This window comes from Streptococcus sp. SPS1 (genome assembly GCF_030439915.1).
Classification (GTDB): Bacteria; Bacillota; Bacilli; order Lactobacillales; family Streptococcaceae; genus Streptococcus.
In genome coordinates, this window is the sequence record NZ_JAQFJG010000005.1 from 53,186 (window position 1) to 67,783 (window position 14,598).

General features: G+C 36.4%; 14 protein-coding genes, 2 pseudogenes and 1 riboswitch. Of the genes and pseudogenes, 3 read left to right on the plus strand and 13 right to left on the minus strand.

The genetic code is table 11. From position 1 onward, the window contains the following. The first annotated feature begins 47 nt into the window (after positions 1–47). Positions 48–1,718, plus strand: a complete 1,671-nt coding sequence (locus PCY12_RS05185) for a histidine kinase (RefSeq protein WP_301351900.1) — start codon at positions 48–50, stop codon at positions 1,716–1,718. Then, positions 1,699–3,237 (plus strand): helix-turn-helix domain-containing protein, encoded by a 1,539-nt coding sequence (locus tag PCY12_RS05190; RefSeq protein WP_301351902.1) that lies wholly within the window; start codon positions 1,699–1,701, stop codon positions 3,235–3,237. The genes PCY12_RS05185 and PCY12_RS05190 overlap by 20 nt, the downstream gene beginning before the upstream one ends. A gap of 288 nt (positions 3,238–3,525) precedes the next feature. Here PCY12_RS05190 and PCY12_RS05195 read toward each other — a convergent pair. Beyond that, a protein-coding gene (locus tag PCY12_RS05195) for an IS630 family transposase (protein WP_301351904.1) occupies positions 3,526–4,373 on the minus strand; the annotation gives its coding sequence in 2 pieces (ribosomal slippage) (positions 3,526–4,055 and positions 4,055–4,373; 849 coding nt in all). 47 nt (positions 4,374–4,420) lie between these two features. Between PCY12_RS05195 and PCY12_RS05200 the strand changes: the two are divergent. Then, positions 4,421–4,576: pseudogene (locus PCY12_RS05200) on the plus strand (IS30 family transposase); the annotation flags it as partial. Positions 4,577–4,599: 23 nt separating this feature from the next. On the opposite strand, the gene rpoE reads toward PCY12_RS05200, so the two are convergent. From rpoE to PCY12_RS05260, 12 genes and pseudogenes are all read right to left on the minus strand, one after another. Next, a complete protein-coding gene (gene rpoE, locus PCY12_RS05205) occupies positions 4,600–5,187 on the minus strand; it encodes a DNA-directed RNA polymerase subunit delta (protein WP_049512146.1) in 588 nt (195 codons plus the stop codon). Positions 5,188–5,314: 127 nt separating this feature from the next. Next, positions 5,315–5,764 carry a GNAT family N-acetyltransferase gene (locus PCY12_RS05210; protein WP_301351961.1) on the minus strand — a complete coding sequence of 150 codons (450 nt, stop codon included), beginning with the start codon at positions 5,762–5,764 and terminating at the stop codon, positions 5,315–5,317. Between the two features lie 4 nt (positions 5,765–5,768). Continuing rightward, positions 5,769–6,188 carry a chromosome partitioning protein ParB gene (locus PCY12_RS05215; protein WP_301351906.1) on the minus strand — a complete coding sequence of 140 codons (420 nt, stop codon included), beginning with the start codon at positions 6,186–6,188 and terminating at the stop codon, positions 5,769–5,771. 27 nt (positions 6,189–6,215) lie between these two features. Beyond that, positions 6,216–6,344 (minus strand): annotated as a pseudogene (locus tag PCY12_RS05220) (phosphatase PAP2 family protein); the annotation flags it as partial. Positions 6,345–6,370: 26 nt separating this feature from the next. Then, positions 6,371–7,591 (minus strand): MFS transporter, encoded by a 1,221-nt coding sequence (locus PCY12_RS05225; protein ID WP_301351907.1) that lies wholly within the window; start codon positions 7,589–7,591, stop codon positions 6,371–6,373. A gap of 199 nt (positions 7,592–7,790) precedes the next feature. Beyond that, a complete protein-coding gene (locus tag PCY12_RS05230; protein WP_000525619.1) occupies positions 7,791–8,663 on the minus strand; it encodes a helix-turn-helix domain-containing protein in 873 nt (290 codons plus the stop codon). 111 nt (positions 8,664–8,774) lie between these two features. After that, complete coding sequence (locus tag PCY12_RS05235) at positions 8,775–9,425, minus strand: phosphatase PAP2 family protein (protein ID WP_301351909.1); 651 nt, start codon at positions 9,423–9,425, stop codon at positions 8,775–8,777. Then, the gene (locus PCY12_RS05240) at positions 9,415–9,978 is read right to left on the minus strand and encodes an ECF transporter S component (RefSeq protein ID WP_061695092.1); all 564 of its coding nucleotides are present in this window, start codon (positions 9,976–9,978) and stop codon (positions 9,415–9,417) included. The genes PCY12_RS05235 and PCY12_RS05240 overlap by 11 nt, the downstream gene beginning before the upstream one ends. 163 nt (positions 9,979–10,141) lie before the next feature. Next, a riboswitch (FMN riboswitch) is annotated at positions 10,142–10,360 on the minus strand. A 53-nt stretch (positions 10,361–10,413) separates the two neighbouring features. Next, positions 10,414–10,917, minus strand: coding sequence for a tRNA (cytidine(34)-2'-O)-methyltransferase (locus tag PCY12_RS05245; RefSeq protein WP_301351911.1), 504 nt, complete (start codon positions 10,915–10,917; stop codon positions 10,414–10,416). A 283-nt stretch (positions 10,918–11,200) separates the two neighbouring features. Then, on the minus strand, positions 11,201–11,713 hold the full coding sequence (locus tag PCY12_RS05250; RefSeq protein WP_301351913.1) for a GNAT family N-acetyltransferase: 513 nt from the start codon (positions 11,711–11,713) through the stop codon (positions 11,201–11,203). Between the two features lie 316 nt (positions 11,714–12,029). Then, positions 12,030–12,860 carry an energy-coupling factor transporter transmembrane component T gene (locus tag PCY12_RS05255; protein WP_301351915.1) on the minus strand — a complete coding sequence of 277 codons (831 nt, stop codon included), beginning with the start codon at positions 12,858–12,860 and terminating at the stop codon, positions 12,030–12,032. Further along, a complete protein-coding gene (locus PCY12_RS05260) occupies positions 12,845–14,527 on the minus strand; it encodes an ABC transporter ATP-binding protein (RefSeq protein ID WP_301351917.1) in 1,683 nt (560 codons plus the stop codon). Before PCY12_RS05260 ends, PCY12_RS05255 begins: the two co-directional genes overlap by 16 nt. Positions 14,528–14,598: the final 71 nt, after the last annotated feature.

A 14,598-nucleotide genomic window follows, 5' to 3' on the forward strand; every position in this document is an offset into this window, starting at 1 on the left:
TGATATCGTATTTTCAAAGTGCTATAATTTTAAGAGGAGAATAGTATATGAAATTAAATCACGACTTATCAAAAAAACATTCCATTCATTTTTTCTTTAAACTCCTACTTGTACTACTATTGATAAATATTTTAATCAATATTGCTATGAGTAACATAACCAGAAATTTTATTAAAAACCAAAATATAGTACACCTACGTAGTTCAATTGAAATTTATGCTGACTCTGTTAATGAGAAATTGCATTCTGTAGAACGCTTTATGTACTCAACAATAACGCATAATGAATCTTTAGAGAAATTAAATCATGTACAAACGTTTCTTGACTATCAAGAAGATCTCAAAAAAGTTCAAACTAGCTTTACAGAGTTTGAATATCAAAATGAAACTCATATGACATTCTTATTAGAAACCGATAGTACTGATCATTTTATAAATGTCTCCAATCTTTATATTCCATATGAAGATTATCTACTGTTAAAATCAAATCTAAAATCATTGCGTAGTGATATAAGTGACCGTAAATGGAAAAATGTAACTACTAAAAACAGCGAATACTTAGTTAAATCTGTTCATTACGAAGGAAAAATCATTTATGCCGTCATATCTTCAGAAGATATCCTAAAACCTCTAAGAAAACTTAATATTGGAAATAATGGTAAACTTTCTCTAAAAGAGCCTAACAATATACCCTCCGAAAACTACCTGATTCATGCTCAAAATGAAAAAACGCATTTACCTTTCGATATTTATGTTTTAGTCGATTATGCCGAAGTCTTTAGAAATATCACACTCTTAGAAGTATTTTTATCAGCTGTTCCTATCATTATCACCATTTTATCAATCATCATTATCCTGTATATCCGTCAATGGATGATTAAACCAATAACAAGACTCACTGAACGACTCTCTCAACTTGGGGACTCCATCCCCCCTTCTGAATTTTTTATATCTGAAGGTATACTAGAAATTGATAAGGCAAATGATAAACTTAATAAAGTAATATTTGACATGCAAGAATTAAAAATACGGGAATACCATTCACAACTAGAACTTAAGAAGATAGAACTTAATTATCTTAAGAACCAAATTCGTCCGCATTTCTACTTAAATATGTTATCAATGATTCATAGTATGCTTCAAACAAAAAACTATAAAGAAATTGAAGAGTTAACTATCCTAACTTCAAATTATCTCCGTCATTTATTTATGGCTAATCAAGATTTTTCAGAACTTAAAGATGAAGTTCAGCATATTAAAGATTATTTAGAAATACAACGAATTCGATATGGAAATAGTATCTACTTTTCACTAGACTACAATTCTGATTTACAAAATACTCTTGTCCCATCATTACTGTTACAAACGTTTATTGAAAACACAATCAAACACGGTTTTTCATTTCAAGATTTATTTACAATTTTACTATCAATAAAAAAAGTAAAAACTGAGAACTCAGATTATATTCAGATTTGTATCGAGGATAATGGTCCAGGTTTCTCTGAAGAAATTTTATCAAAACTAAATCAGAAACAGTCTCTAATAACAGAAGATGGACATCATATTGGGATCACAAACACCATCGAACGTTTAAATCTTCTCTATCCTAATGACTATAGTATTGCATTTGAAAATAATGAAGAAGGTGGGGCTAAAATTCTTTTACTTATTCCATACAAGATTATAGACGGAGGTTATAATGAACATCTTATTAGTTGATGACGATCGCTTTATCATTGAGGCTTTACGAGAGAAAATAAATTGGGATAAACTACACATTGACACTGTTTATGTTGCCTATAGCCTCACTCAAGCTCAAAATATTATTAGAGAGAATCCTATTGATCTCATGATAAGCGATATAGAAATGCCTCAAGGTAGTGGCCTCGAACTCTTATCGTGGATTAGAAATGAAAAATATGATATAAAAACAATTTTTTTAACCAATTACGCCGACTTCAACTATGCTCAAAAAGCAATTGAATTACAAAGCTTCGAATACTATCTAAAACCCATTAACTTTGAAAAATTAGAATTTATTATTCAAAAAGCCATTAGTAAAATTGAGAATCATAACTTAAACGGAAAAAATGATGCACTTTTACAAATAGAAGATAACTTCTGGTATGATTACCTTAGAAAACCTCAAATTTCTCGCATTGATGAGCTAGAAAATATAGCAAGCAAACAAGATTTTATTCTTCAAAAACACCAGTATTTTTTTCTTGCAGTTTTAACAATCAATCTTAATGAAGAAGATTATTCTGCAGAAACTCCATCATGGACTTCTCAACTAAAAAGAGAACTTCAAAGAATTTCACAACCTTCTTATAAGCTGATAAGTCTATTCAAGATGGAAAGCCAGGTTGATCAATATGTTTGTCTCTTTAGAGTAGACTCATCCAAACGTAGTGACAAATTGGCATATGAGATTCATTCTCAAATTTCTAATAACTTTAGTAAATACTCAAACATTATATATAAGAGTTGCCATAAACTATCCGATATTTTATTTCATACCAAAGAACTCTACACTTATAATGAACAATATGTTTCTTATTGGAATACTATTACATGTGTTCCACATAGTTTTCCAACTTCCTTTAAAACAGAAACTCTTTCAATTACTTTTTTAGATACCTTAAGTGAATACGAATTAAGAGAAAAAATTAATTCACTTGCTTATAATTCTCAAATTCCTACTTTCACACTACAACAAATTTTACTAGATTGGACTCAACAAATAGGAATATATCTAGATCAAAATGGAATCTCGGCACATAAATTATTCCAAAACAGCACTCATGATTTCTTATTCCAACGACGCTTTCATTCAGTTGAATCATTTCAGGATTACTTTGATTATTATTGGTCACATGCTAAGAAATTTGCAACAAACATTGAAAACCAGAAAAATAGTATTCAACGTATTGTCGAATACATAGATCATCACTACTATGAGGATATAAATCGTTCTATATTAGCAGATATGGTTTATCTCAGTGCAGATCATTTAGCTAGAATTTTTAAAAAAGAAACTGGAGAAACTCTTGTTAAATATATAACGGATAAGCGCATTAATGCTGCTAAATCTCTCCTATCTCAAACAAATATCTCGATATCACAAGTATCTTGTCAAGTAGGGTATGATAATTATTCTTACTTTACTAAAATTTTTAAACAAAGGACTGGGCTTTCTCCTGGAGATTACCGTAAAACTTATCAAAACAAAATGTAAGTAATCTAAATGAAAGTTCTATAATGAAGTTAGCCACCCAGCCCCTCCTAAAAATTAGATGGTTCAACTAGCTGATAGCTAGTCCTCGATTTCATTTGATAAGAGGCTTGATGCTGTTAGGCTGGCGAGCCAAGGCTAAGATTAGCCTTGGTTTAGCTAACGAAGCAGCTTCAAGGGTTCCTATTGTCAAATGAAAGCTCTTGTAGGCATAAGAAAACACCTCTGTGTTATACTTGTTGTTCAACCACAAACACAAGAAAGGCACAGAGATGCAAAACAATTATATAGTTAATTGAAACAAGAACAGGACAAAAGAGCCTCGAAAAAGGTATTGCAACTTGGTAATACTTTTTTGAGGTGCTTTTTGATATGAGGCCATGTTTTCTCAATAGGATTGTACTCAGATGAGTAGGGAGGAAGAGGTAAAAGTTTATGCCCAAATTCTTCACATAAAAGTTCTAGCTTCCTCATTCTATGGAATCTTGCATTATCCATAATAATAACTGATGGTGTATTTAATGTTGGTAAGAGAAACTTCTGAAACCATACTTCAAAAAAGTCGCTCGTCATCGTCTCTTCGTAAGTCATTGGAGCGATTAACTCACCATTTGTTAGCCCTGCAACCAAAGAAATCCTCTGATATCTTCTTCCAGATACTTTACCTCTTATTATCTGACCTTTTAAAGAGCGACCATACTCTCGATAAAAATAAGTATCGAATCCTGTTTCATCAATATAAACAGGTGCTAAGTGCTTTAAACTATTAAAATTCTTAAGAAATAAGGCTACTTTTTCTGGGTCTTGTTCATAGTAGGTGTGGTTCTTTTTTTTCGAGTGTAGCCCATAGCTTTGAGAGCATAGTGAATAGTAGTTGGATGACAGCCAAATTCAGAAGCTATTTCAGTCAAATAAGCGTCTGGATTGTCAGTAAGATAGTTTTTAAGTCTATCTCTATCAACCTTTCTTGGTTTTGTTCCTTTTACTTGATGGTTTAGCTCTCCTGTTTTCTCTTTTAGCTTTAACCAGCCATAAATGGTATTACGTGAGATTTGGAAAAGGTGTGATGCTTCTGTTATACTACCTGTTCGCTCATAATAAGAGAGAACTTTTTTACGAAAATCTATTGAATATGCCATAAGAATATTATACCACATTGTGTACTATTTTTGGTTCATTTTACTATAATGAGAATCACAACAGGCTCATTCGTAGATGGTTACCTAAAGGAACTAAGAAAACGACTCCCAAAGAAGTCGCATTCATCGAAAAGCGGATTAATAACTATCCTAAAAAATGCTTGAACTACAAGTCACCCAAAGAATTTATTCTTCATGGCTAACTTTCGATTGACACACCTAACTTTTATTCCTCGCTGGTTTCAGCATCATCTTCTGAGAACTCGTCATCTTCTTCGTTGAGATCCACGTCTTCACCCAAGTCATCTGGGGCGATTTCGTTGATTTCTGCATCATAAGCTTCCACTTCATTTTTCTCATCATCTGGATTTTCATCATCGTATGAAAGAGCTGGATCTGCTTCGTATGCATCTTCGTCTTCTGGATCATCTGCATTGTAGTCAATAGCATCTGAATCGCCATCCATGAAGGCATTGACGCGTTTTTTCTTAGCTTTTGGTGCTACTTCATCATCGTCATTTTCTTCAAGAGCAATGATTTCTTCGTCGATTTCGTCTACACCATACCATGAACGAAGCCCCCATTTGTTGTCTCCAAGTGAGATGAAGCTACCGTCAAAGTTCAACTCTGTGTAGAACAAAGGCAAGGCTTCACGGATATCGCTGTTTGATGTTCCAAGGTAATTTTGAATTTCGTTTACAAGATCGCTAAAATGCATCTCATGATCGCGACCACGAAGTTCCAAGATAGCACGCGCTACCTCAATCATAGATAGTTCACTTTTTTCTTGCCCAGCAAATACTTCTAATTCCAAAGCGTTTCTCCTCATTTATACTACTATCGCCAGAGCAAACAGACTCTGACCTCATTTTATCATTTACTCTTTATTTTACGATAATTTTGCAGAATAGTCAAAGGTTAAGGGGGAGAAAGTGGCAGGATTAGATTAATTTCAATATAAAACTCATTCCTTTTTCTGTTGCTCCATTTTCCACAAATCCAAGCGACTTGAAACACCTCCTAGAAGCATGATTGTAGGTGTAGATTTCCTTGACTCTCAATTCTTTCCATCCTTTTACTCGAGCCAATTCAATCAAAGCACTCAGAATCTTTTTTCCAAGTCCTCGATGTTGGTAAGCGGAATTCCCAATCACAATGGGGAGATTATCCTGAGATAGTGTAACATCCCCAATTGGAAACCATTCTCCCTTCTCCTTGACTTCAATCCAAAAAAGCTCACCATGCTGATCCAAATAGGAATACATGGCTTCCAAAGTTTCTTGACTATAAGGTCTCTTCACACCATCTACGAGGTGAACCAAGTTCACATCCTGATACCAAGCAAAAGCTTTCTCACAATGATTGACCTTATAATAAGGAACAAGACGCAGTGCATTATCTATTTGTAAAATCCGTTTCATCTGCTTTCCTTTTCAATAAGAGAGTTGCTGCTTGATTAAAACCATCACACCAGTTATACCATTTTACTTCATACTCATCTTGAGGTAAGATATGATTTTTTAAATCCAGAACAGAGTAAATCTTTCTTTCCTCGCAAGCTTGCGCATAGAGATGATATAGTTCATCACCACCATCTCTATCCCACTCAGCAGAAATCGTATCCCTACCTGCCAATAAAGCCTGATAAGCCCTGTGATGCCCGTCTGTAATCAGCAAGTAATCTCCAAAGGCAAGAATACTGATTGGATCGACTTGGATTGCTTCTGCCGACTGGTAAAGTGTCTGGATGCCTGCTAGTTTCTTTTCTGATAAGTATAGTTGAGTCGGATGGAGAGCTTTTATGTTGACTTTCATTTCTTTCTCCTCAAGAGAATTTGATATTCACTTCTGCTTGCCTTTAAATCGCCATTGGAAGCGTAGCTTGTCATAGAAGGGAAATTCGATAAACAAGACTCCCAAGCCCACACAGAGACTGGCAAGAACGTCTGATGGATAGTGAACTCCCACCCAAAAAGAGACAGTAGTTCATACTACTATTACTCTATTTTCATTGCTTTCACAATTGCTAAGGCAGTCAATACAAAAATAAAAAGTGGAAGCACTGTGATTTTTATGTTTGTAGCACTCGCTAAGGCAACGATGAGCATGCTAAGAATTCCTGGTACAACAACATTGAATACTCCAAGCACTGACTGGATGGTTCCCATGACTTCTTCTGGAACCATCGAGAATACAAGGTTGAAAATCCGAGGCCCCATCATTCCTACTGCAACTGCGCATAAGAAGACAACTACCAATAAAAGGAGGAAATGATTGGTCAACCAAGAAAAGAGAATACAGAGATGCATAATTTCTTCAAAGTAGACAATCATTTTTATGGGAATATTTTTTAGGATACCTCCACTCAAAAAACTTCCCACAATCGTTCCTGAAAAAATAACCACTGACAATGCTGCAATGGATTTCCCAGTGTCAAAGAAGATAAATGGATGATGAATCAACATCAAGGTCGTTAAAGGGGTAATAATGCTTAAAATCACTTGGTTCATAGCAGCAATGAATATTAATTTGATGATGGCTGGAAAACTTGCCAATATCTTCATAGAATAGAGGAAATGCTCTCCAAAAGATTTTGCGGTTAATCCTTTACTAACCTCCATCTGTCCCTCAATATCTCTCAAAGAAGTACGAATAAACACCACACCCAACAGTGCAAAAAGAAAGGTCAAAGCATTCAAACCCACAAACATCTGAAGACTGATGACCCCAATCAAAACTCCACCTGTAAGGTTGCTAAGAATATTAACTACACCAGCAGTTGCCTGTCTAAACCCCATAGCATCTGTCATATCATCTCCTATAATCCTCACATACAAAGGAGAAATCATAGCACCTGCAAAATAACTCATAGTATCTGATAAAAGATTGATGCCACAAATAAGAAAAACCATCCCCATAGAAAAGTTCTTATCCGTTACAAACAGTGTCAATAGAGTATAAAGCAGAAACTTACTTGCCAATATAGCAATATATTTTGCAACACGATTTTTTTGAAAATCGGCAATAACGCCTGTGAACAACTGAGAAATCTGCGGCAAAGTCTCCGAAACTGTTATACAAAGAACAGCTAATGAAGCAAATTTATATCCCGATACATAAGAAATAAAGGAAATATAAAACAGCGTATCACCAAATGACGAAACCCATTGATTAATTAGCAACATCCGGTAATTTTTATTGGTCAGAAAAGTATTCATTGGATTGCCTCCTTCTTCAGCTCAAAAGGAAATTGAAATCCTAACAACGCCCAATATATCCCCAAAGCTCCAATACCAAAATCAAAAACTATTGATGATATTCTAATACATCAATTTTGGTTTGTCAATAATTTTTATGGTGTTTTTTTATTTTTTTTGAAATATGAATTTAAGTTATCTAAAAATACAAATCCTTTTCTTAATCTTCACTTTCCAATAATTTCATTTCCTTCTCAATTTCTAGCATCATTCTCTGGTTCTCTTCGTGCTTGTAAAGCTGATAAGATACTTGATAAAAACCTAGTATCCTATCCCTTTCAGCAAAGCTCTCGCTTATATTTCCCAATAAACAATACAAATCTGCTAATCGATAACTACTATTATATCTTTTACAAATAGCTATCGTTTCTGTAATTTCTGCTATAGCTTCAGATGTTCGTTCATTCAACCACAAATATCTACAATAGTTATATCGGAATTTAATCATCAATTCTAACTGTTCCAAATGATGAACAGATAGTGACTGGAGGTTCTCTTTTAAAAGTTGATAGAGTTCCTGATATGTGTCTTCCTGCCCCATATCAAAATAAAAATTAGCCAAGGTATTTCCCAGTTGTAGATAGTAAAAATCAGATTTTTTCAGAGATAACAGTATTTTTTCCAGTTTCGCAACTGCCCCTGTTTGATGATTTAAATAACAGAATTGAACTAATGTATCAATCCAGTCCAAATAAATCTGGTCTTTAGCAGATAGACGAGTACGTTTAGATTTTTCCAGTTCATAGATGTAATGGAGAGATTCATATTCCCTCTCATCCAAAAATTTCTTAGATAATTCTTTAAACTTATCAATATTTTCTAAACTAGAAACCTCAGTATCTTCAAAGAAATAATCCATGCTCACCTTCAATCGCTTAGATAGTTGAAAGAGTAATTCTGACCCAGGTGAATATTTACCTTGCTCCATACGGCTAATCTGCCCTTGCTCACAAATCCCCTCAGCTAATTCTTTTTGAGATAATTTTAATTCCTTTCTTTTATTTTTTAAGCGTGTCGCTAATAACATACCCACACTTTCTTCCTCCTTGCTTTATTTATTAAAATATATCAAACACCAAAACATGTTTCAAGTATATATTTCATATGGTTCTATTTGTATTTGTACAATTTTTTATCTTTTCCATCACTTCTGCTTGCCTTTAAATCGCCATTGGAAGCGTAGCTTGTCATAGAAGGGAAATTCGATAAACAAGACTCCCAAGCCCACACAGAGACTGGCAAGGACATCTGATGGATAATGAACTCCCAGATAAACCCTTGATACCAGCACACTGACTAAGTAAAGGCCAAGGACGATTTGTACGATTTTTCTCCAGACCGAATCTTTAATCCGCTGACTAAGAATAACAATCAAAGTCCCTACCATCAGCGTCACAGCCAGAGAATGGCCGCTTGGAAAGGAAAATCCCTTCTCCTCAACCAAGTGTAAAATAGCTGGTCGTGGGCGCTGGTAGATATTTTTAAAGGTCACGATTAAAAGTCCTGCCAAAGCCAGATTTCCCAGCATGAAGAAACTTTCTATCTTCCATCGCTTACGATAAAAGATAAAGGCTACGATGGCAACCCAAGTGATAATCACTGGAATATCAATCAAGCGTGTGATGGCTCGGAAAAGAATAGTCAAGTAATCTGGCAAGTCTCCTCGAACGGCAGTCTGAATCGGTTGGTCAAAATCGACCAGCGCTTCAGGGTAAAATTTGACCATGTAGCCAAGAATAACGAAAAGTAAAAGGGCAAAACTGCCCTTCATTAAAAATGTTTGTTTATCTCTCATAATGTTTTAAGGTTGGTTTCAAGAGAACATACAACAACCAGAATGAAACGGAAAAGATTACACCCTCAATCAAGTTAAAAGGCAACACCATAGTCATTAGGTAGTTGGAAAGTCCCAAAATTTTTCCAATATCAAAGTTAGCAAACTTAGCGTACAAAGGAACAGCGTAAACATAGTTGAGAAGCAACATAGCCACGGTTAAACCAATAGTTCCAGCTAGAGAACCTAGTAGGAAACGAAGGGTTGTCCGTTCCTTTTTCCAAATCAAAGCAAATACGATGACAAAAACTCCCAAAGCTACGATATTCATCGGCAAACCAATGTAAGTATTCACTCCTTGGCTGTTAAGAAGCAATTTCAAGAGTGAGCGAAGCAAGAGCACTCCTAGAGCAGCAGGCAAATCCATGACCACCAGACCCACAAGGACTGGCAAGATACTAAATTCGATCTTGAGGAAAGATGCCGCTGGTAAAAGCGGAAAGTCAAAGTACATCAGCACAAATGAGATGGCTGATAGAATTGCAATGGTCGAAAGTCGACGTGTGTTTGTCATAACAGGTTCCTCCAATTTTCTATAAAATCAGAAGAAGTTAGAAAGGATTCCTCTATCTATTCTCACTTTTTATATCCCAAATCTTCCCTCTCACTCCATTAAGGAAATTCAAGCAAGCGGTTACAGTTTAGCTATAAATCTATCAGAACAGACAAAGCTATTCTTTCGTCTTCTCCCATCCAGACTATACTGTCGGTTGTGGAATCTCACCACATCAGCTTGCGCTCGCGGACTTATTTGGCTAAGATATTTTAGATTTATCTAGGCGTCGCAGTCGAAGATGATACTTAAAGTATATCGAGACAAGACAACGACGAGAAAGCTAAAATAGCTAGTCAAATTTACCGCCGGTCGGGAATCACACCCTGCCCTGAAGACTCTTTTATCATAACAAAAAACGCTTGCAAGCGCAAGCATTTTGTTCATTTTCATTTTTTATTTCAATTTATCCACTTCATAGGTATGGACAAGCTCAAGACCTGCAAAGTTCTGCTGGCGAAGGGCTTCGTAGACAATCATGCAGACGGTATTAGACACATTGAGACTGCGGACATGTTCATCATTCATGGGAATACGGAGAGCCTTTTCAGGATGTTCTCGCATAAAGTCCTCAGGCAAGCCCTTATCTTCACGTCCAAAAAGAAAATAATGGTCGTCGTCAGTCGATAAATCCACCTCAGAATACACTTTCTCAGCGAATTTCGAAATCAGATAGAGTTTGCCCTTCATCTGAGACATGAAATCTTCCAAACTATCGTAAAAATAAATCTCTAGCTTATCCCAATAATCCAATCCAGCCCGCTTCATCTTGCGGTCATCGATAGGAAAGCCCATAGGCTTGATGATGTGGAGGGGAGAATTGGTCGCAGCGCAAGTACGCGCGATATTGCCTGTATTTTGTGGAATTTGAGGCTCAAATAATACAATGTGATTTGTCATGACTTGCTTCCTTTTACCATTGCAAAAAAATAGCCACACTGCCCGGAGTCAAGCTCAGCAAACAGCGTGGTTAAGGCATCGTTAACTTACCTCACAACAGGTTTGAAGTAAATCAGCGAAACTACTTTCTTAGTATAACACTTTCAGAATCATTGTCAATAGAAACGACTTGATTTTTTCAATTTTTTCAAGCTATTTCCAAGGGTTTCTAGGAGAAAATTCTTAAATATCTGCAAAAATTGCTTACTCTTTTATACCTATCTGTGGACTGGGAATGATGATATTATGACCTCGTTATCTCAAATACTGCTGTATGAACCCACTCATTATGAATTTGTAAGTCATTTTCTATAACCCTACTAAAGGTAAAGCCATTTTTTAAAAGCACTCTCTGGGAGGCCAGATTGTCCGTTGCCGTCCCTGCAATGATTCTATTGAAACCATAAGTCGTGAAAGCTTTTTCTAAAACGAGTTTAAGCGCTTCGCTGGCATAACCTAAATTGCTAACATTTTCTCCAATCCTATATCCAAGTTCTGCTGTTTTTCTATCCTTCCCTAAAACACTTAAATTGATTCTTCCAACCATAACGCCTTGTGCATCTCTAATAAGATGCATGTAGACATCATGATTCTCTTGTTCCCTTAACAATTCCCTCGTAATTTCTTTAAAACCTTCTAAATCAAAATAGTTAGCTGGTCTAAGAGGTAAATTCCGCTCAAAATACTCTTGATTCTCTTTTTCAAAAAAATAGACGTCTAAACTATTTTCTTCAGACAACAGCTCTAAACTTATCATTGTAAATCATCTCCCGTCATTATATACATTCAACATTTTCCCATGTTTACACAAAATGAAATTAACACGATTTAAATTAAATACTTTTACTATTTTATATCATCTCTACATTATGACACTGAACTTAGTTGAAAATGATTATATTTGAATAACTTTGATTTTGTAGTGTAAATTCTACTGTAAAATATACAAGCTAATTCATGTTTTGTCAAAAAGTTTCAAGCATACAATTATTAACTTTATTTCTCATACAATCTATCAATAAAAAGTTATAGAATAATTTCTCTTTACTTATCTAATGAAAACTTTGACAATACTATTTCCAAGGGTTGTAAAATCGTCCGTGATTCTGCAAGATAAGTAGTAAACTAGCTACTAAAAACAAGGCTGCCAAGAGCAAGGTAAGATAGTCCCCTTTTTTCAAGGCTTGATAACTATACCAAGTCCGCTTTTTCTCTTTTCCAAAGCGTCGAAGCTCCATGGCGGTCGCGATGGTATCAATGCGTTCTAACGAGCTAAAAATCAAGGGCGTAATAATGCGCAGATTGCCTTTGATTCGTTGCATGAGAGAAGCTTTCTTGGATAATTCCATCCCACGCGCCTCCTGAGACATCTTGATGGTAAAGAATTCTTCCTGCAAATCTGGAATATAGCGCAAGGTCAGGCTGACTGAATAGGCAATCTTGTAAGACACACCGATTTGATTTAAACTGGAAGCAAACTGACTAGGGTGGGTTGTCATCAAAAAGATAATAGCCAGAGGAATGGTGCAAAGGTACTTAATAGCCAGATTTAGCAGATAAAAGAGTTCTTGACTGGTCAGAGTGTAGGCACCGATTCCCTGCCAAATCACACTTCTCTCTCCGTAAAGTCCAACCCCATACTCGGGAGAAAAGAGATAGACCATCAAAACGTTTAAAACGGCAAATACCGTCGCAAAAACGGCTACAAAGGAAACATCTTTAAAGCGGATTTCTGACAAATAGAGGAGAAAGACCGAAAAGATAGCAATCAGAACAAGCAGTCTGGTATCATAGCTAATCATGGCCGCCAAGGACACGAGGATGAAAAAGAGGAGTTTCCCAGCTCCTGACAAGCGATGAATCACAGTATCTCTATGCTGGTAACCAATTAGTTTAGCTGGCATCCTTCTCTCCTTTCTTTGTAAAATGCCGTTAAAGCAAGTGGATCCACGTCTAGTTTCTTGGCCAAGTTGAAGATTGAAGTTTCTTTTAGGTTGGCTTTTACTAACAGTTCAGGATTGCTCAACAGACTAGCTGGATCAGTATCGGCAATCAATTCCCCATCCACCATGACAAGAGCCCGATCCGAATAATCCAGCATCAATTGCATATCATGAGTAATCATGACAATGGTATGACCTTTTTGATGCAGTTCTTCAAGAAATTCCATAATCTCAGTATAGTTCTTCTGGTCTTGACCTGCAGTCGGTTCATCTAAGAGGATAATTTCAGCCCCTAAGACCAAAATCGATGCAATAGTCACACGTTTTTTCTGTCCAAACGACAGGGCAGAAATAGGCCAATTACGGAATTCATAGAGACCACAGATTTTCAAGGTTTCATAGACTCTCGTTTCAATTTCCTGCTCGTCCACACCTCGCAAACGAAGTCCCAGAGCCACCTCATCAAAAATCATGTTGGTCGAAATCATTTGATTAGGATTTTGCAGCACATAGCCTACTCGTTCCGCCCGTTCTGCAACAGAATCTCCTTTTATATCCTGCCCTTCCCACAGATAGCGTCCTTCAGTCTGAATAAAAGCACTTAGAGCCTTGGCTAGAGTTGACTTCCCTGCTCCATTTTTTCCGACAATGGCAATCTTTTCACCCTTTTTAATATCCAAATGTAGGGACTTTAAAATCGGTCTATCATCATAAGAAAATGACACGTCCTCTAGTCTAAAGAGTGACTGTAATTCTGGGGTTTCTTTTACCAGTTCATTCTGCAACTGAACCTGACCTTTTGAGATAGACAAGTTATCCAGATTTGCTAATTGTTCTTCCTTAGCTAAATCCACACCTAATTGACGGAGAGTAGTTAGATAAAGGGGTTCCCGAATTCCATTTTGGGTCAATAAATCAGTAGAAAGTAGCTGATCAGGACTCCCATTAAAGAGGATACGGCCATCGTTTATCAAGACAATCCGATCCACAGAGCGATGCAGAACATCCTCTAAACGGTGCTCGATAATAAGGGTCGTCGTCCCCTCTTCCTTATGAATCTGGTCAATCAATTCGATAATATCCTGACCTGACTTGGGATCAAGATTGGCGAGTGGCTCATCAAACAAGAGAATCGGACTCTCATCAATCAAGACACCAGCCAGACTGACTCGCTGCTTTTGTCCACCTGACAAATCCTGAGGACGCTGATCCAGTAAAGAAAGAAGGTCCAGCTTTTCAGCCCATTTATAAACACGATTTTTCATCTCTTCTAGTCCTGTTACATCATTTTCCAGAGCAAAAGCCAAGTCCTCTGCCACGGACAAGCCGATAAACTGCCCATCTGTATCCTGCAAAACCGTGCTGACTAAATGAGATTTATCATAGACACTCATATCAAAAGCGGCTTGACCCTTGATCACAAATTCTCCAGACATCTGACCCTTGTAAATATTGGGAATAATCCCATTCAAACACTGACCCAAGGTAGATTTACCTGACCCAGATGGCCCAACAATTAAGACTTTCTCTCCCTTGTAAATGGTCAAGTCTACCCCTTGCAAGGTCGGTTCTTGTTGTGTTTCATACCGGAAAGAGAAATCCTTCCACTCAATTATAGCTTCTTTCATCTTACTCTCTTCATTCGCTTCTTAGACTTCTATTTTATCATAAATCTACCCCTTCTTGCAGTCTCTTCTCT

Excerpts from the sequence above, each read along its gene's own strand:
- PCY12_RS05190 (WP_301351902.1), top strand. The coding sequence starts at position 1,699 with ATGAACATCTTATTAGTTGATGACGATCGCTTTATCATTGAGGCTTTA.
- PCY12_RS05185 (WP_301351900.1), top strand. The coding sequence starts at position 48 with ATGAAATTAAATCACGACTTATCAAAAAAACATTCCATTCATTTTTTC.
- PCY12_RS05245 (WP_301351911.1), bottom strand. The coding sequence starts at position 10,917 with ATGACAAATCACATTGTATTATTTGAGCCTCAAATTCCACAAAATACA.
- PCY12_RS05240 (WP_061695092.1), bottom strand. The coding sequence starts at position 9,978 with ATGACAAACACACGTCGACTTTCGACCATTGCAATTCTATCAGCCATC.
- PCY12_RS05260 (WP_301351917.1), bottom strand. The coding sequence starts at position 14,527 with ATGAAAGAAGCTATAATTGAGTGGAAGGATTTCTCTTTCCGGTATGAA.
- PCY12_RS05250 (WP_301351913.1), bottom strand. The coding sequence starts at position 11,713 with ATGATAAGTTTAGAGCTGTTGTCTGAAGAAAATAGTTTAGACGTCTAT.
- PCY12_RS05215 (WP_301351906.1), bottom strand. The coding sequence starts at position 6,188 with ATGAAAGTCAACATAAAAGCTCTCCATCCGACTCAACTATACTTATCA.
- PCY12_RS05255 (WP_301351915.1), bottom strand. The coding sequence starts at position 12,860 with ATGCCAGCTAAACTAATTGGTTACCAGCATAGAGATACTGTGATTCAT.
- PCY12_RS05235 (WP_301351909.1), bottom strand. The coding sequence starts at position 9,425 with ATGAGAGATAAACAAACATTTTTAATGAAGGGCAGTTTTGCCCTTTTA.
- PCY12_RS05225 (WP_301351907.1), bottom strand. The coding sequence starts at position 7,591 with ATGAATACTTTTCTGACCAATAAAAATTACCGGATGTTGCTAATTAAT.